The sequence below is a fragment of the Rhizobium sp. P28RR-XV genome (assembly GCF_012641385.1).
In the GTDB taxonomy this organism is placed as follows: domain Bacteria; phylum Pseudomonadota; class Alphaproteobacteria; order Rhizobiales; family Rhizobiaceae; genus Rhizobium.
In genome coordinates, this window is sequence record NZ_JABAIG010000003.1 from 518,024 (window position 1) to 541,921 (window position 23,898).

General features: G+C 60.6%; 25 protein-coding genes. 23 read left to right on the forward strand and 2 right to left on the reverse strand.

The features are described 5' to 3' along the window. Positions 1-23 precede the first annotated feature (23 nt). The 5 genes from HGP12_RS09270 to HGP12_RS09290 all read left to right on the forward strand — a co-directional run bounded on the left by HGP12_RS09270 (position 24) and on the right by HGP12_RS09290 (position 4,430). Complete coding sequence (locus HGP12_RS09270; RefSeq protein ID WP_168839208.1) at positions 24-878, forward strand: ABC transporter permease; 855 nt, start codon at positions 24-26, stop codon at positions 876-878. Next, positions 875-1,675 carry an ABC transporter permease gene (locus tag HGP12_RS09275; RefSeq protein ID WP_168839207.1) on the forward strand — a complete coding sequence of 267 codons (801 nt, stop codon included), beginning with the start codon at positions 875-877 and terminating at the stop codon, positions 1,673-1,675. Before HGP12_RS09270 ends, HGP12_RS09275 begins: the two co-directional genes overlap by 4 nt. 73 nt (positions 1,676-1,748) lie before the next feature. Further along, on the forward strand, positions 1,749-1,958 hold the full coding sequence (locus tag HGP12_RS09280; RefSeq protein ID WP_112344522.1) for a hypothetical protein: 210 nt from the start codon (positions 1,749-1,751) through the stop codon (positions 1,956-1,958). Positions 1,959-2,274: 316 nt separating this feature from the next. Beyond that, positions 2,275-2,697: a TadE/TadG family type IV pilus assembly protein gene (locus tag HGP12_RS09285; RefSeq protein WP_168839206.1), complete on the forward strand. Its 423-nt coding sequence runs from the start codon at positions 2,275-2,277 to the stop codon at positions 2,695-2,697. Next, a complete protein-coding gene (locus HGP12_RS09290; protein ID WP_168839205.1) occupies positions 2,697-4,430 on the forward strand; it encodes a pilus assembly protein TadG-related protein in 1,734 nt (577 codons plus the stop codon). Before HGP12_RS09285 ends, HGP12_RS09290 begins: the two co-directional genes overlap by 1 nt. Positions 4,431-4,530: 100 nt before the next feature. On the opposite strand, the gene HGP12_RS09295 is transcribed toward HGP12_RS09290, so the two are convergent. Beyond that, the gene (locus tag HGP12_RS09295) at positions 4,531-5,439 is read right to left on the reverse strand and encodes a LysR family transcriptional regulator (protein ID WP_168839204.1); all 909 of its coding nucleotides are present in this window, start codon (positions 5,437-5,439) and stop codon (positions 4,531-4,533) included. Between the two features lie 256 nt (positions 5,440-5,695). On the opposite strand from HGP12_RS09295, the gene HGP12_RS09300 reads away from it, so the two are divergent. From HGP12_RS09300 to HGP12_RS09320, 5 genes are read left to right on the forward strand one after another with little or no spacing between them, the layout of a single operon-like run. After that, positions 5,696-6,502 (forward strand): 5-oxoprolinase subunit PxpA, encoded by an 807-nt coding sequence (locus HGP12_RS09300; RefSeq protein WP_168839203.1) that lies wholly within the window; start codon positions 5,696-5,698, stop codon positions 6,500-6,502. After that, on the forward strand, positions 6,489-6,731 hold the full coding sequence (locus tag HGP12_RS09305; protein ID WP_168839202.1) for an acetyl-CoA carboxylase: 243 nt from the start codon (positions 6,489-6,491) through the stop codon (positions 6,729-6,731). Before HGP12_RS09300 ends, HGP12_RS09305 begins: the two co-directional genes overlap by 14 nt. Next, complete coding sequence (locus tag HGP12_RS09310; RefSeq protein ID WP_168839201.1) at positions 6,728-8,113, forward strand: acetyl-CoA carboxylase biotin carboxylase subunit; 1,386 nt, start codon at positions 6,728-6,730, stop codon at positions 8,111-8,113. The genes HGP12_RS09305 and HGP12_RS09310 overlap by 4 nt, the downstream gene beginning before the upstream one ends. Beyond that, on the forward strand, positions 8,113-8,988 hold the full coding sequence (locus HGP12_RS09315; protein WP_168839200.1) for a 5-oxoprolinase subunit B family protein: 876 nt from the start codon (positions 8,113-8,115) through the stop codon (positions 8,986-8,988). Before HGP12_RS09310 ends, HGP12_RS09315 begins: the two co-directional genes overlap by 1 nt. Beyond that, positions 8,978-9,949, forward strand: a complete 972-nt coding sequence (locus HGP12_RS09320; RefSeq protein ID WP_168839199.1) for a biotin-dependent carboxyltransferase family protein — start codon at positions 8,978-8,980, stop codon at positions 9,947-9,949. Before HGP12_RS09315 ends, HGP12_RS09320 begins: the two co-directional genes overlap by 11 nt. Before the next feature lie 75 nt (positions 9,950-10,024). On the opposite strand, the gene HGP12_RS09325 is transcribed toward HGP12_RS09320, so the two are convergent. After that, positions 10,025-11,035: a GntR family transcriptional regulator gene (locus HGP12_RS09325; RefSeq protein WP_168839198.1), complete on the reverse strand. Its 1,011-nt coding sequence runs from the start codon at positions 11,033-11,035 to the stop codon at positions 10,025-10,027. Positions 11,036-11,585: 550 nt separating this feature from the next. Between HGP12_RS09325 and HGP12_RS09330 the strand changes: the two genes are divergently transcribed. The 13 genes from HGP12_RS09330 to HGP12_RS09390 form a co-directional block, all read left to right on the forward strand. After that, complete coding sequence (locus HGP12_RS09330) at positions 11,586-12,656, forward strand: ABC transporter ATP-binding protein (RefSeq protein ID WP_168839636.1); 1,071 nt, start codon at positions 11,586-11,588, stop codon at positions 12,654-12,656. A 66-nt stretch (positions 12,657-12,722) separates the two neighbouring features. Then, entirely contained in the window at positions 12,723-13,622 is a 900-nt protein-coding gene (locus HGP12_RS09335; protein WP_168839197.1) for an ABC transporter permease, read from the forward strand. Positions 13,623-13,624: 2 nt separating this feature from the next. Further along, positions 13,625-14,470 carry an ABC transporter permease gene (locus HGP12_RS09340; protein ID WP_113350768.1) on the forward strand — a complete coding sequence of 282 codons (846 nt, stop codon included), beginning with the start codon at positions 13,625-13,627 and terminating at the stop codon, positions 14,468-14,470. Continuing rightward, the gene (locus tag HGP12_RS09345) at positions 14,470-15,222 is read left to right on the forward strand and encodes an SDR family NAD(P)-dependent oxidoreductase (RefSeq protein WP_168839196.1); all 753 of its coding nucleotides are present in this window, start codon (positions 14,470-14,472) and stop codon (positions 15,220-15,222) included. Before HGP12_RS09340 ends, HGP12_RS09345 begins: the two co-directional genes overlap by 1 nt. A 13-nt stretch (positions 15,223-15,235) precedes the next feature. Further along, positions 15,236-16,003 carry an SDR family NAD(P)-dependent oxidoreductase gene (locus tag HGP12_RS09350; RefSeq protein WP_168839195.1) on the forward strand — a complete coding sequence of 256 codons (768 nt, stop codon included), beginning with the start codon at positions 15,236-15,238 and terminating at the stop codon, positions 16,001-16,003. 99 nt (positions 16,004-16,102) lie between these two features. Continuing rightward, on the forward strand, positions 16,103-17,335 hold the full coding sequence (locus tag HGP12_RS09355) for a PotD/PotF family extracellular solute-binding protein (RefSeq protein ID WP_168839194.1): 1,233 nt from the start codon (positions 16,103-16,105) through the stop codon (positions 17,333-17,335). A 78-nt stretch (positions 17,336-17,413) separates the two neighbouring features. Further along, positions 17,414-18,517, forward strand: a complete 1,104-nt coding sequence (locus tag HGP12_RS09360) for an ABC transporter ATP-binding protein (protein ID WP_168839193.1) — start codon at positions 17,414-17,416, stop codon at positions 18,515-18,517. A 33-nt stretch (positions 18,518-18,550) separates the two neighbouring features. After that, a complete protein-coding gene (locus tag HGP12_RS09365) occupies positions 18,551-19,432 on the forward strand; it encodes a polysaccharide deacetylase family protein (protein ID WP_168839192.1) in 882 nt (293 codons plus the stop codon). A 50-nt stretch (positions 19,433-19,482) separates the two neighbouring features. Next, entirely contained in the window at positions 19,483-19,815 is a 333-nt protein-coding gene (locus tag HGP12_RS09370) for a hypothetical protein (RefSeq protein WP_168839191.1), read from the forward strand. Beyond that, positions 19,805-20,860: a GTP-binding protein gene (locus HGP12_RS09375; protein ID WP_168839190.1), complete on the forward strand. Its 1,056-nt coding sequence runs from the start codon at positions 19,805-19,807 to the stop codon at positions 20,858-20,860. The genes HGP12_RS09370 and HGP12_RS09375 overlap by 11 nt, the downstream gene beginning before the upstream one ends. A gap of 16 nt (positions 20,861-20,876) precedes the next feature. Next, positions 20,877-22,115 (forward strand): PotD/PotF family extracellular solute-binding protein, encoded by a 1,239-nt coding sequence (locus HGP12_RS09380; RefSeq protein WP_168839189.1) that lies wholly within the window; start codon positions 20,877-20,879, stop codon positions 22,113-22,115. Further along, positions 22,112-23,476 carry an amidase gene (locus HGP12_RS09385; RefSeq protein WP_168839188.1) on the forward strand — a complete coding sequence of 455 codons (1,365 nt, stop codon included), beginning with the start codon at positions 22,112-22,114 and terminating at the stop codon, positions 23,474-23,476. The genes HGP12_RS09380 and HGP12_RS09385 overlap by 4 nt, the downstream gene beginning before the upstream one ends. Before the next feature lie 190 nt (positions 23,477-23,666). Continuing rightward, positions 23,667-23,898 (forward strand): helix-turn-helix domain-containing protein (locus HGP12_RS09390; protein ID WP_246703295.1); only part of this gene is annotated, 232 nt, incomplete at its 3' end.

Genomic DNA, 23,898 nt, shown 5'->3' on the forward strand with positions numbered 1-23,898 from the left:
GCCGACAGAAGCGGAACTAGACTATGAAGACATCAGTTCTATTGCTGGCTGCTCCGCTTGCGGCGATCCTTGCGCTCGGCCTTGCGCCGCTCGTCTTGGTGGTGGTCTGGAGCTTCTGCGCCTGGGACTCGGCGACCTATTGGATCAAGCCGGAGTTCAGCGTCGCCGCCTATAGCGCTGTGCTGGAGGCGGGTCGCTGGAGCGTATTTCTGTCGACCCTCGGCAAGGCGTTTCTGACCGCCAGCATTTGCCTCGTCATTGCCTATCCCACCGCCTACGCGATGTATTTCCTGGCCGGGCGCAGGTTATCGGTTCTGCTCGCGGCTCTCCTTACCATCCCATTTTTCACGTCCTATCTCATTCGCTCCTTTTCCTGGCGGCTGCTGCTTGGCCGCACCGGCGTCATCAATACACTGCTTCAACAGGCCGGCATTATCGACGCGCCGCTCGACTGGCTGCTGTTCAGCGATTTTGCCGTCATCGTCGGGCTTGTCGCCTCCTATCTGCCCTTCGCCACCTTCCCCGTGCTGCTCTCGATGCGCCGTGTCGATCCGATCGCGCTGGCGGCATCGCGCGATCTCGGCGCCGGCTTCTGGACGATGGCGCGCACCGTGCTGCTGCCGCTGACCTATTCCGGCGTTTTCGCCGGGTTCCTGTTCGTCTTTGTCATGGTCGCAGGCTCGTCGACCGAGGTGCAGATGCTCGGCGGTGCCGGTGCATCGATCGTGTCCGTGATGATCAACGACGTCATGCGCGTCGCCAATTTCCCGCTCGCCTTTGCGATCTCGACGCTCATGCTCGTCATCGTCTTCGGACTGGTGCTGATCGGAGACGCCATATTCGGCCTCTCCTCGCTGTTCGAGGAGCGTGGCCAATGATCGTCAGCGAGGGAACGACGCCGCGTATCGTCATCTGGACGCTGACCGTTATCGGGCTGGCCGTGATTTATGCGCCGCCGCTCTATCTGCTCGGCGTCTCGTTCAATCCGGCGCTGCAGCCGGGCTTGCCGCATTTTTCCGACATTACGCTGAAATGGTATCTCGCGCTCGGGGCGGAAAGTGCCCTCATTGCCGCGCTCGGCCAATCGATCATGATAGCGCTTGCAACGGCTGTTATCGCGACCTTGCTGTCGCTCGGCGCGGCACTTGCATATCGTGAGCTGCACCGCGGCCGCAGCCTGTGGTTCCTGACGGTGCTGCTGCCGATGTTCGTGCCGGGGGTCATCCAGGGACTGGCGCTGTCGACCGTTATCAGCCGCGCCGGCGTCAAGGCTTCGGCCCTGACTGTCATTGCCGGCCATTTGCTGTGGGCGATGCCGTTTGCCTTCATCGTCATCCTGACAAGCTTTGCCGCCGTCAAACGGACCTATCTGATGGCGGCGGACGATCTTGGTGCGAGCCGCTTCAGGCAATTCCTGGATATTACCCTGCCGCTGATCCGCCCGGGTCTCGTCAGCGCCTTCATCTTTTCGTTCCTGCTGTCCCTCAACGAGTTTACGCGCGCCTTCTATCTGGCCGGTCGCCAAAACACGTTGCCCGTGGTGCTGTTCGGCAAGATGAATGCCGGCGCTTCGCCGACGATTTACGCCATGTCCGGCGCAATCTTTCTTGTCTCCAGCGTTTGCGTGGTGGTCGTGGCACTGCGTTCGCTGCTCATGCAACGCCGAGCGGGTTGATCGATATGAAAAAGCAACTGACGGACGACACACTCCGCCGCCCCCTGATCCTCCATGAACGGGAGTATAGAGGATGAAACAAGAGTCCAAGCTGATGGCGCTGATCCGCGCTGGAAAAAGACAGGAAGCGTTTGACATGGTCGAGCGATTGAAGGCGGTCACGCAATCGCTGCCGACGTCGATCAAGGTGGATCGCACAGGTGCCGTCACCTATTATAAAGGAAACCGCCGCTTTGTAAGAAACTTGCAAGGCGGATGGGAACTGGCACCGAAGAAAAAGTAGATCGTCGCCTTACCGGTCGGAGCGCCGGCCTCGCGACGCGATCAGGCCGGCAGAAATGACGTCCATCCGTCATCGCAATTGCGGCGGATGACGCGACCAGCATTGTGGAACTGCGATATGGCGGTGGCTCTATTCTTCGCGAACGGCTTGTGGCGACTATAAAGAAAGTAATGAGAATTTTATCAAGTATCCCGTATCTTTAAAATGTAATAATATTAGAAAATATCTTATTTAGAAATATAAAATTAATACCCAAAGTCTAAGGTCTCCTGGACCGTCATCGCATAGATGACGGCCGATTGAAGGAGACAGGACCATGTATCGTGTTTCTCATTTCGGCAGGGGCAGGGATGGAGCAGCAGCGGTCGAATTCGCTTTAATCGCGCCGCTTTTTTTCCTACTGCTTCTCACATTGGTTGCCTTCGGCATCTATCTCACTGCAGCCCATTCCCTGCAGCAGCTGACCGCCGATGCGGCACGCACCGCGATCGCAGGATTGTCGGCCACCGAGCGAAGCCAGCTCGTTCAGGACTTCGTCACCCGCTCGACGGTCAACGACGCCTTCATCAACAAGGACAAGTTGACGGTTACCGTCGCGACAGACCCGGCCAATGCCAACCAGTTCACCGTGAGCGCCGCCTACGACGCATCCGATCTTCCGATCTGGAACCTCTATACTTTTGCGATGCCGGATTCCACTATCCGTCGCTATTCGACCATCCGGCTGGGAGGCCTTTGATGAAGGGGCCTTTCGAACGGATCGCCTCCTTAGCGGACAGGCGGGGAAACGTCGCAGTGACGACCGCGCTTGTCTCCCCCTTGATCCTCTATTGTCTTGGCCTCGGTATCGATTACGGCATGATGACGCTGCAGCAGCGGCGCTTGCAGCAGCTGAGCGATATTAGCGCGATCACGGCTGCCGCCGATATTGCAAATGCCCAGAGCGCGCTCCTGACCAATCTTCAGGGCAACGGCACGACGGCGGCGGTGGCGTCAGGCAGCAGCTATATGACCACCAACGGGCAGATCACCGCGGCGGCAGCTACTTCAGGCCAATATGAGACCTTGGGCAATATGGCTCTAGGGTCCTACAAGGCGGACACGTCCGTAGCACCTGAAAACCGCTTTACCTCGGGGACGTCCCCCTCCGATTCCGTAAGGGTCACGCTCACGCAGAAGGCCGTGATGCCCTTTGCCTCCGCTTTTGCCGACCCGCCGACCTTGAGCGCCACGGGTACCGCCTCCAGCGAGCGCCTGGCGGCGTTTTCCGTCGGGTCCCGGCTGGCGAGCCTCAATGGCGGCATTTTAAACCAGCTCCTGGGCTCTCTTCTCGGAACGCAGGTCTCTCTCAATCTCGTCGACTATCAGTCGCTCATCAGTGCGAACGTAAACCTCCTGAGTTTCCTCAATCTGTTGGCGACGGATCTCAAGCTGACGGGGGTAAGCTACAATCAGCTTCTGGCGACCGATGTCACCTATGACAAGATCCTCGGCGCGCTCGGCAAATCGTCCAATCTTTCACCAACGGTCGTCACCATCATCAACAATCTGGGCAAGACGCTCGGGACCACGAAGCTGACCGTCAAGCTGCAGGATATTGTGAATCTCGGCCCTCTGGGCACGGATGTCGTCGGAACCGCGCCCAACCTGACCTCCACGATCAGCGTGATGGACCTGATCTCCGCAACCGCAATGGCGGCCAACCAGCAAAAGCAGATTGCTCTCGATCTCGGGGCCACGGTGCCTGGTCTTGCAACGGCGAAGATGACGCTGGCGATCGGAGAGATCGCGCAACAAACACCGGCTGCTGCCGTGGGCGCGCCGGGCACCATCGTCCGCACGCCGCAGGTCCGTGCGGCAATCGAAGTTTCAGTCACCGGCCTGTCCCTGATTGCGGGATTGAAGATCAGGGTGCCGCTCTATATCGAAATTGCTCCGGCCGAGGCCAAGCTTGCCTCGATAAGCTGCGTTGGCGGCAGTATGCCGAACGCCGTCGTCGGGATCGACGCCGTGCCTGGCGTTGCGGAGATCGCGCTTGGAGACGTCGATACCTCGGCCTTCGTGAATTTCGGTTCCAAGCCACGGGTGACTAAGGCGACGATCATCGATTCCCTGCTTCTGAAGGTAATCGCAAGCGCGCAGGTCGACATTGCCAACATGAGCCCGACACGCGTGACCTTTCAGCCCTCGGAAATTTCCGCTGGCACCGTCAAGACTGTTTCAACCAGTACTATCCTAACCTCGGCCGTCCAATCACTCATGAAAAATGCCAACATCAGCATTCAGGTGCTCATCCTGACCCTTGGTACGCCGAGCGCGGTGCTTGGAGCCGTCGCAGATACGCTGTCCGGCGTCACTGCTCCTGTCGACCAGCTCCTCTACAATCTGCTCGGGGTTCTTGGCGTCGGTGTCGGTCAGGCCGACATAAGGGTGACGGATGCGCGCTGCATGCAGCCCGTGCTCGTCCAATAACGGCCGGCGCAGTCGATTTATGGGCTGGACCGCCTTCTGTCGGCAGAAGCATGGAAATGCGTCAGCCCTAGCCGGCCAATGCCGCCAAAGCGCACTATGATCAGGAATTGGTACCCGGCAGGCTGTAGGCCTGTTGGAAATAACGGCGGAAGGCAACCATCGGCGGGCTGAATTCGACGTTGGCGCGCCAGGCCAGTCCGACATCCATGGGCGGAACCGGATCCTGGATGTTCGCGGTCTCGATGCGCCGCCCCTCGAGCGACCAGGGACGGTGGACCATATCCGAGAGGATGGCGACGCCGAGGCCGTTCGCCACCATCGATCTGACGGCCTCAATCGAACTGGTCCTCAAGAGAACCTTCGGCTGATAGGAGCTTCGGCTCCAGTATCGCAAGGAGGAATGGGCTGCCTCATCGACCGTCAGCATGATGTAGGGCTCTTCGGCGATCTCGCGCAGGCCGATGCCGTCGCGGCGCTGCAGGTCGTGACCCGCTGGAAGCCAGAGGCGTCTGACCGAGCTCAAAAGCGTTTCGGTCGCCAGCATCGGATTGAGGATGTTCGAGGTCAGCAGCACCGAAATGTCGTAGCGATTGCTGAGCAGGCCTTCCTCGATCGATTCGCGATTGACCTCGTAGAGCTGGATTTTCAGCTTCGGATAAAGGCGGCGGATACGCTCGATGTGAAGCGGCAGGAAATAGCCGATGACGGTATAGGTCGCGGCGACGACAAGCTCTCCCTCGATATCGCTGCTGACGAGATTGAGATGGGTCGCCTCGTCGACCTTGGCCAGAATTTCATAGGCGTGAGACAGGAATTGCCGGCCGGCCGTGGTCAGTTCCATCCCTTGAGGCGTGCGATTGAACAGCGATACGCCGACCGTCAATTCGAGATCCTTGATCGCCGCGGTGACGGCGGATTGTGAGATCGACAGGTTGACGGCCGCCTGCGAGATCTGCCCGTATTCGGCCGTTGCAACGAAATAGCGAAGCTGCCGCAGGCTCAGGCTCATGATGCCTCCCATCTGTTTATCTGAAAACTGCTCCATGGAATCAGATTTTGCGGATCTAAAACGAGCGAGTTTTTGACTTAACTTTGCGCATGATATCTATCTTATTGATAATTATATATAATTAGTGACGCCATTTTGAGCGCTAATATCAATTTATCAGATAATGATGCTTTGAAAATTGTATTTTTCAAACGACGCCTTTCTCTCTAGCGTCTTCATATCGCTCCTGATTGAGCGCACATATCTGAGGGAATGCATGAAGGAAGCTGTCGACATCAACTGCGACATGGGGGAGGCCTTCGGCCGATGGCGGATCGGCGATGCGCAAGACGAAGAGCTCATTTCGCTCGTCAGTTCGGCCAATATCGCCACCGGCTTTCACGCCGGCGATCCCAATCTGATGGATGAGACCGTGCGGATGGCGGCGGCTCACGGGGTCGGCGTCGGGGCTCATCCCGGCTACAACGATCTCCAGGGCTTCGGGCGGCGCAAGATCAATGGCACCAGCCGCGAGATCGTCAACGATCTGATCTATCAGGTCGGTGCGCTGCGGGAGTTCGCCAGACGTCATGGCGTGCCCGTCCAGCACGTGAAGCCGCACGGCGCCCTCTATATGGAACTCGCAGCGAACACGGATCTTTCGCAGATATTCATTCAATATATGCGCACGGCGGCGCCGAACATGTTTGTCTTCTGCATGGACGGCTCGGCGACCTGCCTTGCCGCTGAGGAGGCCGGCCAGCCTGTCGTCCGCGAATTCTACGCCGATCGCGACTATGGCGATACGGGCTGGATCGTCTTTACCAGGGATGCGGGTCGTCCCGATCCCAAGGCAATTGCGCGCAAGGTGATCAGGGCCTGCACGGACGGTGTCGTGCGCACCGTCAATGGCGCCGATATTCCGATCGCCTTCGATTCCATCTGTTTTCATTCCGATACTTTGGGTGCGCTCGATATCGTGCGCCATATGCGCGAGGCCCTGGTTGCCGAGGGCATAAAAATTGCACCCGTTTCGCAGATTTTGAACAGCGACGCAGCGCGGAGGTCCCATGAGCAAGCTTGAGATCAGATCACCCCTTCCGGGAACCTTCTACAGGGCCTCCTCTCCGGACACGCCGCCCTTCAAGGCTGATGGCGATGCCGTCGCCGCAAGTGATACGATCGGCCTCATCGAGGTCATGAAGACCTTCCAGCAGATCCCGGCCGGGCTCGACGGCAAGAACATCACCTTCCTCGTCGACAATGAAGAGCCCGTCATGGCCGGCCAGATCATCGCGGAGGTGGAGCCATGACCATCCGTTCGGTTCTGGTTGCCAATCGCGGCGAGATCGCCGTCAGGATCATAAAGGCTGCCAAGGCGCTTGGCATTCGCACGGTGCAGGTCCATAGCGCGGCGGATTCCGAGATGCTTGCGGTGAAACTGGCCGATGAGGCGATCAATATCGGCTCGCCGGCTCCGAAGAAATCCTACCTGAATATTGAAGCCATCGTCTCGGCGGCGCGTTCGGCCGGCGTGGATGCGGTTCATCCGGGATATGGGTTTCTGTCTGAAAATGGCGATTTTGCCGATGCCGTCGAGGCCGCGGGCATGATCTTCATCGGACCGAGTGGCAAGGCTATCCGATTGCTGGGCGACAAGGTGGCGGCGCGGGCGATTGCGGCACGCGCTGGCGTACCGACGGTGCCTGGAAGCGATGGCCGCGTGGCCGATATCGGAGCTGCCGAGGTGATCGCGGAGCGCACTGGTTTTCCTGTCATGATCAAGGCAGCAGCGGGCGGCGGTGGACGTGGCATTCGCATCGTTCAGTCGCTGGCCGAGCTTAGGGAGCAATTTCCGCTCGCCTCGGCGGAGGCGACCGCCGCTTTTGGAGATGGCGGCCTTTACATGGAGAAGGTCATTACCCGCGCCCGACATATCGAGGTGCAGATCTTTGGTGACGGACAGAATTTCGTGCATTGCTTCGAGCGTGAATGCTCTTTGCAGCGCCGCCGCCAGAAGGTGTGGGAGGAAGCGCAAGCCTTCCTGCTGCCCGATGACGTCAGGCAGCGCCTCTGCGCCAGCGCCGTGGCACTTGCCGCCGAGGTCGGTTATCGCGGCGCGGGCACGGTCGAATATCTTTACGATGAGGATAACAGGCGGTTCTATTTCATCGAGGTGAATACCCGCATCCAGGTCGAACATCCGGTCACCGAGATGATTACCGGCATCGATCTGGTGCAGGAGATGTTCAAGGTCGCGGGTGGCGCTCCCCTGTCGCTGTCGCAGTCCGATATTCGGGTACGTGGTCATGCCATTGAGTGCCGGATCAATGCCGAGGACCCGGTCAAGGGCTTTCTGCCGGCGCCAGGCACCGTGACGAGACTGTCCATTCCGGAAGGCGACGGCATCCGTTTCGATACGATGCTTTGTGCCGGTTACACCGTACCGCCCTTCTATGACTCCCTGCTAGGCAAGCTGATCGTCTGGGCCGAGGATCGCAACACCTGTCTCGACAGGCTGGCCAGCGCCCTTTCCAATCTGACGATCGAGGGATTGCCGACGACGATCCCCCTGCATCTGGCGCTCGTCCGGGACCCGTCGGTGCGAAAGGGCGCATTCCATACGCGTTTTCTCGAATCCTGGCTGGAGACCGATTTTGCGGCGGTTGACGGCATATCAGTGGAGGTTGCCTGATGCCCGCTCGCTTTACGTTTGGAGGTGACGAGCATCTCTTTGTCGAATGCAGCGACGAGATGTCCCTCGAAGCCTTCTTCAAGAGCCTGTCGATGGCTAAGGGCGTGCGTGAGAGCGCCATCAGGGGCGTCACCGAAATCTGCCCCGCCAATGCTTCCTTCCAGATCAAGTTCAATCCGGATCTGATCAAGCCGGACGATCTCCTGCGCGAGGTCAGGGCAATCGAGGGAGCGGCTGAAAGGGCAGAGCCCGTCATTACGACCCGTATCGTCGAAATCCCGGTCTTCTACAACGACCCGTGGACCCATGAGACGCTGATGCGCTTCCGCGAACGGCATCAGGAGCCGTCGGGCACCGATCTCGATTATGCCGCCAGGATCAACGGCTACGGGGCGGTGAAGGATTTCATATCGGCCCATGCCGGATCGCCATGGTTCGTCTCCATGGTCGGCTTCGTCGCCGGACTGCCGTTCATGTATCAGATGGTGGAGCGGCAACGGCAGATCGAGGTGCCGAAATATCTGCGCCCGCGAACCGATACGCCGCGGCTGACTGTGGGACACGGCGGCTGCTTCGGATGCATCTATTCGGTGCGCGGGGCGGGCGGCTATCAGATGTTCGGCATCACGCCGATGCCGATCTTCGACCCCACGCAAACGACGAGCTATCTCCGTGATTTCATGGTGTTCTTCCGTCCCGGCGACATCGTGAAATTCCGGCCTATCGATCGCGACGGCTACGACCAGGCGGTCGAGGATGTCGACAAGGGACGCTTTGCTCCGCCGATCCGCGAGGTCAAATTCGATCTTAGGCAATACCAGGCCGATATTGACGGTTACAACACCAGGCTGGAGGGCGCGCTATATGGCCATTAAGGTTCTTCATCACGGCCTTTCGACCACAATTCAGGACCTCGGACGACCCGGCTATTTCCATCTCGGCATTCCGGTTGGCGGCGCCATGGATCGCTATGCCATGCGGGCGGCAAATCTTCTTGTCGGCAATGATGAGGCGGCCGCCGGGCTCGAGGCCGTCTTCATGGGGCCGAAGCTCGAATTTCTCGATGATGCGCTGATTGCGGTTGCCGGCGCCGACATGTCCGTCAGGATCGACGGTGAGCTGCAGCCGGGCTGGACGGCCCTCAAGGTCAAGGCGGGGCAGACCGCAAGCTTCGACTTCCTGAAATCCGGGGCGCGGATCTGCATCGCCGTGTCGGGGGGCATCGATGTTCCGCAAGCGCTCGGCAGCCGGTCGACCTATGCGATCGGTGCGCTCGGCGGTTTCAACGGCAGACCGATCGCCGCCGGGGACGAACTTCCCGTCGGTTCCGGCTCCCTGAATAGCGTGGGCCGATCCGTTGCCGAAGAGCTTCGCCGCAAGCCCGGCACGCCGGCGGAGCTCAGGGTCTTGCCAGGGCTCTATTGGGATCGGTTGACCGAGGAGACGAAGAGCAATTTCTTTGCCGACCAGTGGAAAGTAGCGCGGGAGGCCGATCGCATGGGGTATCGCTTCCGCGGCGGCCGAAAGCTCGAATTCGTCGAGCGCAAGCAGCCTTTCGGCGCGGGCTCGGACCCCTCCAATATCGTCGACAGCTGCTATCCCTATGGTTCGATCCAGGTGCCGGGTGGGACCGAGCCGATTATCCTGCATCGCGACGCCGTCTCCGGCGGCGGTTACTTCATGCTGGGAACAGTGATCTCGGCCGACATGGATCTGATCGCGCAATTGCAGCCGCATACGCCGACGCAGTTCGTGGAGGTTAGCATGGATCAGGCGCTGGCGGCGCGCGCGGACCGGCAGGCCTTGCTTGCGCGCCTCCGTGCGGCTCTGGCGTAAAGGGCCAAACGGATGGTCGCCTTCTCGCTCTCTCGCTTCCGGAAGAGATGGCATACGGCGAAAACCGCCTGGATCTCACTCGAGAACGCGGGTCAGGTAGGCGGCCGTCACGCCGGGACCGGGGATGATCGCGACGATCTTCATTTGCGCGATCGTTCGGTCGACGGAGGCTTCGAGATGGTTCTCCATCATCGCCGCCGCCGCCTTGACCGCACCCCGCAGCAGCAGCTCCGCGATCAGGCGGAGCTCTGTGATGATGGCGGGATCGCCGGGCAGGCCGAGGCGCCGCAGCAATCGTTCCGTCGCCGTCACCGGCAGCAGGTTGTTGCGGATGGATTCCTTCAGCCGCTCGTTCGGCGTCGCAAGGATGCAGATCTCGATGAAATCCGCCTGGATGGATTCCAGGGCCGCGAGGTGATCGGCCGGTTCGTGCCGCTCGAGATTGGTAAGGCGCAGAAACAGGTCGTTCAACCGTTCGCGGTCAACCCGGCTTGCTCCGGCAACCAGCGCCTGCGGTTCCAGCATTCCGCGCAGGCCGTAATGATCCTTGATCATCTGCGCCGTCAGCGGGCCGGCAATCCAGTGGGACGACTGGTTCTTGCGCACAAGCCCGCGTTCGCGCAGGCGGGTCAACACATCGCGCACGACGGTGCGGCTGACATTGAAGTGGTCGGCAAGCTCGATCTCGATGATACGGTACTGGCCGAAGACGACACAGCCGGCGACATCCGCCTCGACGGTATTGTAGATGCGCTCCCAGGAGGAGCGGCTCTGCAAAGCCTCGTCCGCATGGCGTGGTATAGTCAGCCCAAGCGTCTTGATGTCGATGCGGTTCGGCTCGATGCCGTGTCCGGCAGGCCCGACGAGGTAGCCGCGCCCGTTGAAGCGATGCACCAGCCCTTCGCTTTCCAGCGTCAGCAGCGCCCTCTGCACCGGGGCGCGCGAAATCTGCAGGATATCCGCGATCGGACCTTCGAGCAGCACCACGCCCGGCGGCAGCGTGCTGTCTTCGATGTTGCCGCGCAGAACATCCTCGGCGATCTCGTAGCGCTTTTGCGCATTGGGGCGCGCACGGTTTTCGGTCATCTGATCCAAAGGACTCACGTCGTTCCGATGCCTCACTCTTACGCGTTTTGTCGCACCAACATAGCGCAAAAATAAATGATTATTGAATACAAAATATATTTTCTATCTGCGATTTTGATGGTCGTTACGGCGAGGTGCGCGAGCGAGTAGAGCCGCGAGACGTATTTTTGTGGAATGCTTTTCGAACGTGAGTGCCGCGAAGGTGCGCTTGTGGTAAGGTTTCTGTCGTCAAATTTGCACATGAGTTGAAATCACGCCAACCCTCTCAATCTTATCGTTAAGCGCCTCACGATCATTTGTCATTTTCAAATCGACTTCTCAAAAAAAGCCTATTGAATACAAAAATCATTTATGCAATGCTCTCATCATGAAGGCGCTCGTCAGAAGCGCCGTAGGTGGAACTCTTTGAAACGCCAAGGAACATCTCTTTGACGCGCATGTAATCATGCGCGAACGCAGACCGACGTCTGGTGTCCGGATCGATGCGATCTCGGCTGTAGCGGCGCTTTGCCTGAAGGATGGTCCTTGCCTTGAAACTGGTGGGAAATCGGTGTCGACCGTTCTTCAGCTCAGCCAAGTCACCAAGTCCTATGCGTCAGCGGCGCTGGACAGGATAGATTTCTCTCTGCCCGACAATGCCTATATCTCGCTGCTCGGGCCGAGCGGCTCCGGCAAGACGACGCTGCTGCGCGTCATTGCCGGCTTCGAGGAGCCGGATACCGGCTCGATCCTCTTTCATGGCAAGCGTCTTGACGGCGTCGAGCCGCATGATCGCGGCATCGGTTTCGTCTTTCAGAATTTCGCTCTGTTCCCACATCTTTCCGTCGCCGAAAACGTCGCCTTCGGCCTGCGCAACCGCAAGGTCGATCCCGTAACGGATGCCCGTGCCTTGGCAAAGAGGGTTCAGGACATGCTGTCGCTGGTCGGCCTCAAGGGGTTTGACGATCGTGCCGTCACGCAGATCTCGGGCGGCCAGCGGCAGCGCGTCGCCCTGGCGCGCACTCTGGTGACGGAGCCGAAGATGGTGCTGCTGGACGAGCCGCTCGGCGCGCTCGATGCCAATCTGCGTGGTCGCATGCGAAGCGAACTCAAGATCATCCGCGAGCGCTGCGGCGTGACCTTCCTGCACGTCACTGGCAGCGAGAGCGAAGCCCTGGCAATGGGAGATCTGGTGCTCGTGCTCGATCACGGCCGCATCGCGCAGGCCGCCGCCTCGGATGTCATCTATAATCGTCCCGCCACCGCGGCTGTCGCCCGCTTTCTCAATTGCTACAATCTCTTTGCCGGCAATGTCGTCGAGGATACGTTCGTCGGACAGGCAGGCCGCTTTCCCCTGAATGGGTCGCGCAGGAAGGCGCCGCAGCCGGCTTACGCGATCCGCTACGACCGTATTTCGATCCGCACCCGCGATGCGGCGCTCTCGAATGACGAGGTCCGCATCGAGGGTGATTTCATCGCCAGCGAATATTCCGGAGCGGCAGTCAATTCCTTCTTTGCGCTCGATGACGGCCACGTCTTCGAAGTCGAGTCCCATCTGAGCCATGCCCGCCCGCCGGCCTTTGTCGAAAAGGATCGCTATGCGCTCGTCTGGAAGAAGGAGGATGCCCTTGTCTTCGGTTGATGTGGGGTATTCGGCTGATGTGAGCCCTTCGAAACCTTTCCCCGGCCCCTCCAAGGAGAGCGAGAAATGACCATGGTTGCGACAAGCGAGGAAGCCGTCCAGGAAGACGCGGCCGTGCGCCGGAGATCGGCCAAGACATTCTGGCTTCTGGCGCCGGGCATGATCTGGATGGTCGCCTTCCTCGTCCTGCCGATGCTGATGATGGTCTATGTTTCCTTCTGGACGCAGACGACCTTCAAGATCGAACCGACGCTGACGTTGCAGAGTTGGATCACCTTCCTGACGAGCGCCACCTATCTCGGTGCGCTCTGGACGACGATCCGCATCTGGTTGCTGGTGCTGGTATCGACGCTTGTCGTCGGCTATCCGGCAGCACTCTTCGTCGGGCTGCTCATCAAGAACAAGACGCTGCAGACCGTGTTGCTCGTACTCTGCGTCATCCCGTTCTGGACCTCCTTCCTGATCCGCGTGCTTGCCTGGCGGCCGATGCTCGGCACCGAGGGCGCTATCAACATGATCCTGATGAATCTGGGCGTTATTCGGCAGCCGATCGAGGTACTGCTGTTTTCCGAGCTGTCCGTCATCATCGGCATGACGCAGATCTACTGCGTCTTCATGGTCGGGCCGATCGCCTTCATGATGGGCCGCATCGACGCTTCGGTCATCGAGGCGGCCCAGGATCTCGGCGCGGGCTTCTGGCGCATCTTCCGCACGATCATCCTGCCGCTTTCCATGCCGGGCGTGGTGGTCGGCGCAATCTTCGTCTCCGTCATGGTTCTTGGTGAATTCGCAACGTCTGCTGCCCTGTCCGGCCGCAAGGTCAATCTGCTCGGCAATATCATCGTCACCCAGGTCGGCTCGCTGAAATGGGCCTTTGCCGCGGTCGCCGGCGTTGTGCTCACGATCATCATGGGTGCTGTTGTCGCAGCCCTGCTCAAGGTCGTCGACCTCAGAAAGGAGCTCTGATCATGAATGCTGGTGGCATCAAGCTCGGCCTGGGTGTGTACACGACCCTCTTTCTGATCTTCCTCTACGGCCCGCTCGCGGTCCTGGCGATCCTGTCGTTCCAGACCGGTCCGGAGGGTGGTCCGCAATTCCCGATCATCGAATGGTCGACCTATTGGTATCGGCATCTCTTTGGCCTGACGCCGCCGTCGCGCATCGCGCCGCTGCCGATCGACCAGGCGCTGATCCGCTCGCTCTTTCTGGCGCTGATGACCATGATCGTCTCGACTGTGCTCGGCGTCATGTCCGCTCAGGCCTTTCGCCGCAAGTTCCGCGGTTCGGGCGTGGCCTTCTATCTGATCGTTCTCGGCATGATGGTGCCGGGCGTGCTCGTCGGTCTCGGCATGGCGCTTGTCGCCAACGCCTTCGGCATCGACCGGCACTGGTGGAGCACCGCCTTCGTCCTGCATGTCGTCTACACCTTCCCCTTCGCCTTCCTCGTCATGCTTGCCATCTTCAACAGGTTCGATCCGAGCATGGAGGAGGCCTCCTGGTCGCTCGGCGTCACGCCGGCGCGTACCTTCCGCAAGGTCACGTTCCCGCTGATCTTTCCGGGCGTGCTTTCGGCCATGCTCTTCGCTTTCACGCTCTCCTATGACGAGTTCTCACGCACCCTGTTTGCTTCCGGCCGAGAACTGACACTGCCTCTGGCCATCTATGGCACCTTCTCCGTCGAGGTGCATCCGAACGTCTTTGCCTTCGGGGTGCTGACCACGCTCTTCTCCTTCGCGCTTCTCGGCACCTACGCGATCCTGATGGGCCTGTCGGTCAGGCGCGCTAAGCGCGTCCGCATTCAGGAGGACGCATGATGGCTGAGAAGACTTCTGCCCCGATCTCCGCCATTGTCACCGGCGCCGGCTCCGGTATCGGCCGTGCCATTGCGCTGCGCCTTGCCGCCGACGGCTATGCGGTTCTGGTCAATGACCTCTCGGGTGAGCGCGCCAAGTCTGTTGCCTCGGAAATTATCAACGCGGGCCGAGCGGCGGCCGCGGTCGCCGGTGATGTGGCGCGGCCGGAGGATGTGGCGGCGATCCATGCGGCTGCCAAGGCCTCGCACGGCGACGTCGCCCTTCTCGTCAACAATGCCGGCATTGCGCATCAGGCAGCATTCGAAAACCTCGAGCTTGAGGATTTCGACCGGATGTTCGCCGTGCACGTGCGCGGCACCTTCCTGATGACCAAGGCTGTCATGCCGGCAATGCTTCAACGCGGCGAGGGCGTCGTCGTCAACGTCGCCTCCCAGCTCGGCCAGATCGGCGGCATCGAGCTGGTTCATTATTCCGGCGCCAAGGCCGCGATCATCGGCATGACCAAGGCGCTTGCCCGCGAGGTCTCAAGTCGCGGCGTGCGCGTCAATGCCGTGGCGCCGGGACCGATCAATACGCCGCTGGTGCTCGGTCTTTCCGAGGAATGGCGCGAACGCAAGAAGCGCGAATTGCCGCTTGGCCGCTTTGGCGAACCGGAAGAGGTGGCCGCGACCGTGGCGTTCCTGGCGTCGCCGGCCGCGAGCCTTTTCGTCGGCCAGACGCTCGGGCCGAATTCCGGCGATGTGATGCTCTGAGGGAGACAAGCAGATGGACAGTTTAGAAAAGCGGGTGGTCATCGTCACAGGCGCGGGCATCGGCATCGGCCAGGCGGCCGCGGAAGCTTTTGCCGCGCTCGGCGATCATGTCGTCGTCACCGACATTCTCGAAAGGGAAGGCGAGCAGACGGTTCGCGACATTCTCGCCGCCGGCGGCTCGGCAGAGTTTCACCGTTACGACGTGCGCTCGACGGAGGCCGCGAACCAGCTCGTCGCCGATGTCGAAGCGCGCTTCGGCAAGATCGACGTCATCGTCGCCAATGCCGGTATCGCCCATCGCACGCCCCTCGACAAGCTCACCGATGACAAGTGGGACCTGACCATGGATGTCGATCTGAAGGGCATCTTCAAGCTGGTGCGTGCTACCGTACCCGGGATGCGCGCCCGCAGATCCGGAAGCATTGTTGCGCTCTCCTCGATCATGGGCGTCGCCTATGGTTGGGACGAGCATGTCCATTATTCGGCGGCGAAATCCGGTGTCGTCGGACTGGTGCGCGGGCTCGCCGTCGAACTGGCGAAGGATGGCATCAGGGTCAACGGCATTGCGCCGGGCTATATCCGCACGGCCCAACTTCTTTCGGAAGAGAATTCGCTCGGCCCCGCAGGCGCGGAAAAGGCCGCCGAATTCATTCCGATGGGCCGGCTGGGTGAGCCGGAAGACATCGCCGACGTGATCGCATTCCTCGCGTCAAACGGCGCGAGATACATGACCGGCCAGGTTCTGGTCGTGGATGGTGGCCTCCTTGTGGGGCGGTACTGATCGTCATCGGCCGGCAATGGCCGGGCACAGGGCGATAAAGCAATGAAGCAGGCCCAACCAAGGGCTCAGGGAACAGCAATCAGCACTGGAGAACATAAGATGTCCAAAATGGAATTGAACAGACGCTCTTTGTTGAAGCGTTCGGCCGGCGTCATGGCGCTGGCGATCGGCGGCGGCACGCCCTTCCTGTCGTCGCGGGCGGTCTACGCTCAGGCTGCCAATCTCGCCAAGGAGCAACTGCGCACCATCGGCCTATCGGTCACCGTCCAGGAACGTATCCTCGACGAATTCCGCAAGGTGAGCGGCGTCGGGCAAACCTCCGGCACGGCGGCGACCTTTCCGGACGCGCAGACCAAGATCCTTTCCGGTTCCAAGGATTACGATTGCTGGGAGATCATCGGCGAGCGCCTGCCGTCGATCGTCATGACCAACAATGTCGAGCCGGTTCCGGCCGCTTCCCTGAAGAACTGGGCCAATATCCGCGATACCTTTACCACGCCCTCCGACAAATGGGGGCCTAAGCAGCAGATCGTCGGCCAGATCTGGGCCGATGATGCCAAGACCACGCTGAACATGGTGCCGGCCGTCTATAACTACGATTCCATTGGCTACAATCCGGACGTGCTGTCGGCCGAGGAAGCCAATACGTGGTCGGCGATTTTCGATCCCAAGTTCAAGGGCAAGTCCGGCCTCAACACCGACCCTCTGATCGCTTTCGGCCAGGCGATCATGGCGATGAACACGCTGGGGCTGTCGAACGTCAAGAATCCCGGCAATCCGAGCACGGCCGAAATCGACGAAGCGGCCAAGTTCCTGGTTTCCAAGAAGAAGGATGGGCAGTTCCGCGCGCTGTGGGGCGATTTCGGCGAACTGGTCAACTTGATGGCATCGGGCGAAATGGTCGTTTGCGATGCCTGGCAGCCGGCCGTCATGGCGGTCAAGGCCCAGGGCAAGGCGTGCAAATATGCCGTGCCGAAGGAAGGTTATCGCGGCTGGGCGATCGGCCCGTCGATGATCGCCGGCACGCCGAACAAGGAAGCCGTGATCGCCTATGCCGATTACTGGCTCTCCGGCGAGCCCGGCATCACGGTTTCCGAGCAGGGCTATTATTCGCCGTCGACAAATATCCAGAAGGTCATGGCGCCGGACAAATATGCCTTCTGGTACGAGGGCAAGCCATGGGTCGGCGCCTCTGAGCGCGGCATCAAGGAAGGGGACCTGCGCGATGGCGGCTCGCTGGCGGAGCGCGCCAAGAACGTTGCCTACTGGCACCAGTGGCCGGATGAATACGACCATCTCGTTCAGAAATGGGATGAATTCCTCAATGCCTGATCCGATGGCTGCTGCCGGCCATCCTATGCCGCGCGGGGAGGCGATGTCCGCCTCCTCGTCCACGCCCGGAGATCTCTCATGATATATGATTTGGAACTTATCGATGTCGGCAAGGTCTATGACAATGGCACGCCCGCCGTCATCGACTTCAATCTTTCGATCAGGAAGGGCGAGTTCATCGCCTTCCTTGGCCCATCGGGCTGCGGTAAAACGACGACGCTTCGCATGATCGCCGGCTTCGAAAGCATTTCCTCCGGCGACATGATGATCAAGGGCGAGCGCATGAACGACGTGCGGCCGCAGAAGCGGCCGACATCGATGATCTTCCAGAACTATGCGCTGTTTCCACATATGACCGTCCGGCGGAATGTCGGATATGGTCTTGAGGTCAAGGGCATGGCGAAGGCCGAGCGGGATGCGCGGGTCGATCGTATCCTCGCGACACTTGGGCTGGAGGACATTGCCGAGCGCAAGCCGGACAAGCTTTCCGGTGGCCAGCGTCAGCGCATAGCGCTTGCCCGCGGGCTGGTGGTCGAGCCGGATGTGCTGCTTCTGGACGAGCCGCTGGGCGCGCTCGACGCCAATCTGCGCAAGGCGATCCAGAACGAGCTCAAATTGCTGCAGAAGAAGCTCGGCGTGACCTTCGTGTTCGTTACGCATGCCCAGTCCGAGGCGCTGGCGCTGTCCGACCGCATCGTCGTCATGAACCAGGGCAGGGTGGAGCAGATCAGCCCGCCGCATCAGCTCTATACGCGCCCCAATACGCCTTTCGTGGCGCAGTTCATCGGCCGCAATACCCTCTTCGAGGGCGAGGTCGCCGGCACTGAGGCCGAGAGCATATTCGTCTCGACCGCGTTTGGCATGTTGTCGGGCCGTGCCAATGGCGGCCTTTCCAGCAAGGTCAATATCGTCATCCCTTCGGAGGCGATCGAAGTTCACGCTGCAGGCGGACCGGTGCGCGAGAATCTCGCCGGAGCCTTTGGCGGCAATGTGGTCGGCGCACGTGTCGAGCGTTTCGACGTGGTCGGCCACATCTCGCAGATCGGCATCAGCCTGCCCGACGGCCGAGGCCTGGCCCTTGAAGCGCATGTCGACAAATACCGGCCCGGCGCCTTTCCGATAGGCGCCGAGGTCATGCTTAGCTGGGATCCGGCCGACGCGACCGTCATCCCGGCTCACTGATTACAGAAAACTTAAATTGAAGGAGGTCATTCCATGGCAAAGGAAATCTTGTGCAGTTTTGGTGTCGACGTCGATGCCGTGGCCGGCTGGCTCGGCTCTTACGGCGGCGAGGATTCGCCCGATGATATCTCGAGAGGGCTCTTTGCCGGCGAAGTCGGCAGCTTGCGGCTGGTGAAGCTGTTCGAGCGTTTCGGCATCAAGACGACATGGTTCATTCCCGGCCACTCGATCGAGACCTTCCCGGAGCAGATGCAGGCCGTGGCCGATGCGGGCCATGAAATCGGCATCCACGGTTACAGCCACGAAAATCCGATCGCCATGACGCGCGAGCAGGAGACCGAGATCCTCGACAAGTGCATCGAGCTGGTGACCAAGCTCTCAGGCAAGCGTCCGACCGGCTATGTCGCGCCGTGGTGGGAATTCTCCAATGTGACCAACGAGCTGCTTTTGGAGCGCGGCATCAAGTACGATCACTCGCTGATGCATAATGACTTCACGCCCTATTATGTGCGTGTCGGCGACAGCTGGACGAAGATCGACTATTCGCGCAAGCCGTCGGACTGGATGGTGCCGCTGAAGCGCGGCCAGGAGACCGATCTGATCGAAATTCCGGCATCCTGGTATCTCGACGATCTGCCGCCGATGATGTTCATCAAGAAATCCCCGAACAGCCATGGCTTCGTCAATCCGCATCACATCGAGCAGATGTGGCGTGATCAGTTCGACTGGGTCTATCGCGAGATGGATTATGCCGTCTTCCCGATCACCATCCATCCCGATGTCGCCGGCCGCCCGCAGGTGCTGATGATGCTCGAGCGGCTCTATGCGCACATGATCAGGCATCCCGGCGTGAAGTTCGTGACGATGAACGAGATCGCCGACGATTTCGCCGCGCGCTTTCCGCGCAAGAAATAGCCGGCTAGGCTGGGGCACGAGGAGCATCAATTCGGAAGGAGATGATTGCCATGTGTTCACTGTGCGGCGTGCTCGGCGGCAATGAGCACTGGACGGATGCCGCGGCACGACCGGGCGTCTTCACACGCAACCACGCCAGCCCCGACCGGCGGCGCGAGCGTGCCGAGCGGGTGCGTGCAGCCAACGCGATGCTCTCGGGCTTCGGCCTTGTCCTGTCCGACTGGCAGGGTGCATCCTTCGTGCTGTCGACGCGAACGGGCAGGAGCGAGATCATCGAGGATCTCGGTCATCTCTGGCCGGCGGCCGAAAGGCTCGTCGGCCGGTCCTGCGATCCGCTCGACGTTACTTTCATCGCCAGGATGGAGGCACGGCATGTCGATTGAAGCGAGCGGCTTTCTGCCGATCAACCTTTTGACGGGCTTTCTCGGCTCCGGCAAGACGACGCTGCTCAAGCGCATCCTGGCGGATCCCGCCTTTGCCGATACGGCGGTGCTCATCAATGAATTCGGCGAGATCGGGCTTGACCACGATCTCGTCGAAAGCGTCGACGGCGAGATGGTGTTGCTGCGCTCCGGATGCGTTTGCTGTACGGTGCGCGGCGAACTTGCCGCCGCGCTCAAGGAACTCTATTCCCGTCGCGAGCGTGGGCTGGTGCCGCCGTTCCGGCGCGTCATCATAGAAAGCACGGGTCTTGCCGATCCTTTCCCGGTACTGTCGACCATCAAGGCCGATCCCGTGCTCCGGCATCACTTCTGCGCCGGCAACGTGATCACGACGGTCGATGCGGTAAACGGGCTGCATCAGCTCGACACCTATATCGAATCGAACAGGCAGGCCGCGGTCGCGGACCGTTTGATTGTGACCAAGACCGATCTTGAAGCAGGCTGCGAGGGACAGGCCCTTCGGGCTCGCCTTCGAACGCTCAATCCTGACGCCCCGATCCTGACAGCGGCCGACCCGGATCTCGATCTCTCCCCGCTCGTCGCCGTCCGAGACGGTTTCTCGTCAAGCGGCAGTCTGTCGCACAGCGGCTTCTACTGCGAAGAGCCGATGCAGCTCGTCTTATCGGATGGCACGCCGCATCAGGCCGCCATTTCCTCGATTTCGTTCCGCGTCGACCAGCCCGTCGACTGGACGGCTTTCGGGCTCTGGCTAACCATGCTGCTCAATCGGCATGGCGATCGCGTGCTGCGCGTGAAAGGCATACTCAATCTCAGCGGCGAAGAGCGTCCGGTCGCCGTCCATGGCGTCCAGCATCTGGTTCACACACCGGTGCATATGGACAGGTGGCCTTCGAAAGATCGTACGTCGCGTCTGGTCTTTATTCTGGATGGGCTCGATGGCGCTCTATTGAAACGGTCTTTCGAAGCCTTCACACTGGCGTGCATGCCGTCCGCTGCACCCTCTTTGACAGCCGCGGCGCAATGAGACAACCGGTCCGTATATGAACAAGCACCAATCCGTTGCAAGAAACCTATCCGCTCCCGCATTGCATCTGGCGGGACGTCCGCGCTTGCGTGTTCTCGGCACCGCGATCTCGCTGCTGGAGGAGCTGCGCCTGCGCGCGCAGGAAGATCTCGGCATCGATGTGACATTCGACAACAACGACTTCCTGACGACGCAGTACAAGGCGGCGCGCGAGCCGGAAACCTACGATATCTACGATCAATGCTTTCATAATCTCGATATCGTCTGGCATTGGCGCGCGATCCAACCGGTGGACACCCAGCGCATAGTGCTTTGGGACGAGGTCAACGATCTGACGAAGACCGGCCATATCGGCCCCAACCCCAGAATGGGGCTTGGCGACGTGCCGGCGCGCAAGCTCTTCGTTCAGCCCAACCTCGCCCTCGGCGACACGCCATCGCGCTTCATCTCCATGCTGCCGACCACACATAATTTCGACAGCTTCGCCTATCGCACCGATCTGGCACCGAATGGCGTCGGCATGCATTCCTGGGGCGCGCTTTTCGATGAACGCTGGGCGGGCAGAGTGGCGCTGGTGGACGAGCCTGCGATCGGCATCTTCGATGCTGCGCTGGGCGCACAGGCTGCCGGTCTCATGTCGTTCGACGATATCGGCAACATGTCCATTCAGGAGATCGATCAGCTGATCGATCTCCTGGAGGAACGCAAGAAGGCCGGCTTCTTCAGAGATTTCTGGAAAACCGCCGAGGATGCAGCGCGGCTGATGATCGCCGGCGAGACTAGCGTTCAGAGCATGTGGTCACCCGGCATCGGTATCCTGAATTCCAGGGGTGTGCCGGTCGAGCAGGCCGTCCCCGCGGAAGGCTACCGAGCCTGGCATGGCGGCTTGTGTCTTTCGAAACATCTAAGTGGCCGCCTCCTTGATGTCGCCTATGACTATCTGAACTGGTGGATATCAGGATGGCCGGGCGCCGTCGTCGCGCGGCAGGGCTATTACATTTCGACGCCGCAACGCTCGCGTCAGTTCATGACGCAGGCGGAATGGGATTATTGGTACGAGGGCGCCGCCGCGACCGAGGACCTGCCCGGCCCGGATGGGCAGACACGGATCAGAAACGGCTCGGCGCGTAGCGGCGGCTCCTATTGGCAGCGCGCCAATTGCATTGCCGTCTGGAATACGACAATGGATGAGCACAATTATCTGGTGCGCCGCTGGATGCAGCTTGTCGGCGGCAGGGGAGAGCAGGGTCAATGACACAGACACATCTCGGCAAGTCGATCGCGCAATTGTCGGTGCTGATCCAGTCCGGCAGCCTCGATCCGGTCGCGCTGATCGAGGAAAGCCTTGATGCGATCCGGACCCATAAGGATCAGGCGATCTTCACGCGGCTGCTGGAGGGGCGTGCGAAAGAGGAGGCGGCTGCTTCGTCGAGACGGTTGCGCGAGGGGCGTTCGCGCGGGTTGCTGGAGGGCATTCCGGTCGCCTGGAAGGATCTCTTCGCCATCGCTGGCCTGCCGACGACGGCCGGATCGGTCGTACTTAGGGATGCCGAGCCTTCGCAGGACGATGCCGATGTCGTCAAGGCGTTGAAGGCGGCGGGCATGATTGCCGTCGGCCGGGTCAATATGAGCGAATTCGCCTTTTCCGGCCTCGGCCTCAATCCGCATTACGGCACGCCGCTCAATCCGCTGGCTTCTGACGTCGAGCGCATTCCGGGCGGTTCGTCTTCCGGTTCCGCCGTCGCCGTCGCGGCGGGTCTCGCGCCGGTCTCGATCGGCACCGATACCGGTGGCTCGGTGCGCATACCCTCAGCCTTCAACGGTCTTGTCGGCTACAAGGCAAGCCGCGGCCGTTACAGCATGGCCGGCGTCTTTCCGCTGGCAAGCAGCCTCGACTCGCTTGGGCCTTTGTGCCGCAGCGTTCAGGATGCCATCTGGGTCGATGCCGCGATGCGCGGCCGTTTCGTGCCCGAGGTCGAGCCTGCCTATCCCGCCGGGCTTTCCATCGTCGTGCCGACGAACGTCGTCATGGACAATGCCGAGGATGGTGTCGTTGCGGCTTTCGAGGCGGCGCTTGCGCGCTTGAGTGCCGCCGGCGTCAGGATACGGCGGGCGGCTTTTCCTGCCTTCGAAAAGCTGTTTGACCTGATGGCTAAGAATGGGCCGCTGGCAACAGCCGAGGCTTTCGCCTTGCATCACTGCCGGCTGGCGGGACCGGAGGCGGAAATGATGGATCGGCGTGTCGTGGCGCGCACGCGCCTGGGCGAGAACATCACTTTGGTCGGTTACCTGGACACGCTCAAGGTACGCGAGCAGTTGATCAGGGAGGCCGACGCGTCGCTTGGGCCGAACGAATTCATCGCCTATCCGACGGTCGCCCATGTTGCGCCCGCGCTCGCGCCGCTGGAAGCCGATGACGAGCTGTTCGCGAAGGTCAATGGCAGGACGCTGCGCAATACCTTGATCGGCAACTTCCTTGATTGGTGCGGCGTATCCCTGCCTTGCGGCACGGGCGATGCCGGCATGCCCGTTGGCTTCCTGCTGTCGGCCCCGAAGAACCGGGATGAACGGCTGCTGGGGGTAGCGAAGGCGCTCGAAGAGATCATTGCGGGCTAGAGCGGTTCAGCTTTTCACGGAATCGCAGAGCCGCTCTATCTCTTTGTTTTCTCGCAATTCCTGACGGAAAACCGCTGCGCACTTTACCTGGAATTGCTCTAGAGCACGCTTCGATTTCTCAGAATCGCAGGTTCGCAAATCAGCTGAGATATGATTCTCTGTTCCTACCGGGAAAGGACGGTCGGCAGGGATGACCCAACCATATTCCGAAGATCTTCGCGAACGGGCGATGGCGCGCTTGAATGCCGGAGAAACGATACGATCGATCGCAGCAGCACTTGCGATCGCTCCCTCGTGTGTTTCGAAGTGGAAGAAGCGCCTTGCAGAGACCGGCGCTCTCACTCCAGGCCGCGTCGGCGGGCGCAAGCAGCGGACCTTGTCCGGCGAGCGGGCCGACTGGCTGCGCCAACGCTGTCGATCCG